Genomic DNA, 2596 nt, shown 5'->3' with positions numbered 1-2596 from the left:
AGCTGATGCCAACAGCCAGCCCGACCCACGCCATTTGATACATTGAGCAAACGGTGCGCCGAGACGATGGAAACGGCCCAATGCCGGCACTCGTCGGAATCCCCGCACTTTCCAGGGGCGAATAGCAGGTAAACCGCTGGTCTTGGGACCAACCTGGCCGGGGCCGGTACAGCGATAGAACTTTTGCCGGCCCGCGATTGTCATCTTCCGCAAGCGTCACTCAAATTGCCGGCAGGCACAGCCTACCAACCGACACGAGCAATGGGATGTACGAGACTTCCGGCGCTGCACCAATCGCCAATCCTCTCGAACTGGCCGCCGAGCCGGCCACGCTGACTGATCCAGTGGCTGTCGCCGATCGAATCTCGGCAATAGACGTGCTGCGCGGTGCGGCCTTATTGGGCATCTTGCTGATCAACATCACTGACTTCGGTCTTCCTTTCGAGGGCCAGCACAATCTGATTGTCGACTCCCCTCGCGATACCAATACGAACGTCTGGTTCGTAACTACGGTGCTCTTCGAAGGAAAGATGCGGGCGCTGTTTTCCATCGTCTTCGGCGCCGGCGTCATCTTGCTGACAGAGCGGTTTGAACGCCGGGGCGATGTCGGCCGCGTGGCAGATATTTATTACCGCCGCACGCTCTGGCTACTGGCCTTCGGGCTGGTCCATTCCTATTTCTTTTGGGACGGAGATATTCTCGCCAGGTACGGCTTATTGGGTTTGTTTTTGTATCCCTTCCGGAAGTTGTACGGGCCGACGCTGGTGACTCTTGGCGTGCTCGTTCTGACGCTGACGGTTCCCCTCGCGGCCATTACCGCCTGGCAACTGGAACGGCGGCACGCCGCGGCGGTCGAGGCGCAAGGCCAGGAAACCGCCGGCCACGCCCTGACAAGGAGCGAACGTGATCGACTAACCCAATGGCAAGATGTGCTCGACAACGCCCATCCTGACGCCAACACGATTCAAGAAACGCTCGACGTTTATCGCGGCGGGTATTGGAAGCTGTTCGTTCATCGGTTCGAGGACATCGAACCATTGAGCGTTGGCGAGTTTTGCGACACCGTCGGCATGATGCTCGTCGGCATGGGGCTGATGAAATTGGGAGTAATCTCGGCTGCGAGTTCAGCGAAATTCTATGCGGCGCTTGCTGTCGCCGGTTTCGCGTTTGGTCTGCCCCTACACACCTTTGCCACGTGGTGGACCTATAGCCGAGGATTCGACCCGATCGACATTGCCTGGGTCTCGGCCACGTACGATCCGGGGCGTCTTGCTATCGCCCTGGCGTACATCGGCGTGGTGATGCTCGTCGTGCAGGCCGGACTATTTCGGATGCTGACTGCGAGCCTGGCGGCCGTAGGCCGCATGGCCCTGACCAATTACCTGGCCACGACGCTGGTGTGTACGACGATCTTCAATGGCTATGGTTTTGGGCTTTTCGGTTCGCTCCAACGTTACCAGCTTTATTTTGTGGTACTCGGCATTTGGGCCGTGCAGCTGGTAATCAGCCCGATCTGGCTGCGCTATTTCTTGTTCGGGCCAGCCGAATGGGCCTGGCGGTCGCTGACCTATTGGCAGGCGCAAGCGCTTTGGCGAGGCACGCCGATCTCGACGGCAAGGCTCGGGGACGAGCTCCCCTAAGTCTTCGAGACGCGGCGACGTTTGCGGAAGGCGAGCAGTGCCACACCGACGGTACCGAGGCAGGAAAGAACCAGACTGCCAGGTTCTGGGACAGCGGCAATGGTCACGGTGCCACCGGTTGGCGGGGAGGTTAGCTGAAAAAACCCGCCGCTGGCCGTCGCAAATTCGTAGCCAACACTGTTCCCCGCCTGGCCAGAATACGTCCCCGGCCCCGCGAGCGTGGTGGCATAATTCGCCGCCATATCGCTGGTCGAAAGAATCAGGATCTCGGCTGAAAGTCCGATATCGGCGCCCGTGAACGTCGTGCCATTTGTGGACAAGGAGGTACTATCCAGTTCGAAGGGACCATTAAACTGTGAGCCGTTGTTCGGATTAACGCTATGGCCCGTCAGCGTGTCCGATACACCCAAGACGGAGATCGTCGCGTTTCCGGTGAGCTTGACCGAGGCAAATCCATCAGGAGGGTTGTCGACCTCGAAGGTGCCCGAGTTGAGAGTGCCAGTCAGCGTTACTAGAGCATTGGTGAAGGGCGTTCCATTAAAAATGCCCGACCCGGTCGCTGTTTCGGTAACGGTCAAGGTCACGGCAGTGGCTTGACTACAAACCATGCCGCACAAGACGGCCACGATAAATACAGTGCTGCGCAGCATGATGGTCCTCTTTAAGAACGGACAAAGGAATGGTCTTCAATGACGATCGTTCACGGATGTTGGTGCCGCGCAGAAAGCAACTCCGCGTTCCAAGGGCAGCATCAACGTTGAGGAGCCTACGAGTAGCCCAGAAAGGCCACCGCGCGCGAAGCGGCCAATAGGCGGACGCGAATCACACCGTAGATACCTCGACTTGCTGAACTGCTCGAACGCATTAATGGCGTTAAGCGCGGCAGCGGAAAGCCTAGGTGGTCGTCACTAGCGGCCCGTTGAGAGTAGGGGGGTGTGTTGTCGAGATAAAGTAAA

The 2596-nt window shown here is 58.5% G+C and carries 4 protein-coding genes; 1 reads left to right on the top strand and 3 read right to left on the bottom strand.

The features are described from left to right. Positions 1–213 (bottom strand): hypothetical protein (locus VGG64_03370; GenBank protein HEY1598613.1); only part of this gene is annotated, 213 nt, incomplete at its 3' end. Between the two features lie 53 nt (positions 214–266). Between VGG64_03370 and VGG64_03365 the strand changes: the two genes are divergently transcribed. Then, positions 267–1640, top strand: coding sequence for a DUF418 domain-containing protein (locus VGG64_03365; protein HEY1598612.1), 1374 nt, complete (start codon positions 267–269; stop codon positions 1638–1640). On the opposite strand, the gene VGG64_03360 is transcribed toward VGG64_03365, so the two are convergent. Both VGG64_03360 and VGG64_03355 read right to left on the bottom strand, forming a co-directional pair. Beyond that, positions 1637–2290: a PEP-CTERM sorting domain-containing protein gene (locus tag VGG64_03360; protein ID HEY1598611.1), complete on the bottom strand. Its 654-nt coding sequence runs from the start codon at positions 2288–2290 to the stop codon at positions 1637–1639. The two genes, VGG64_03365 and VGG64_03360, sit on opposite strands and share 4 nt — an antisense overlap. Before the next feature lie 116 nt (positions 2291–2406). Further along, positions 2407–2596, bottom strand: a 190-nt coding sequence (locus VGG64_03355; protein HEY1598610.1) for a hypothetical protein, incomplete at its 5' end; no start/stop codon positions are given.

It is taken from the genome of Pirellulales bacterium (genome assembly GCA_036490175.1).
GTDB lineage: Bacteria > Planctomycetota > Planctomycetia > Pirellulales > JACPPG01 > JACPPG01.
Note: the sequence above shows the minus strand (reverse complement) of the source record. Positions and strands in the feature narration are given on the sequence as shown.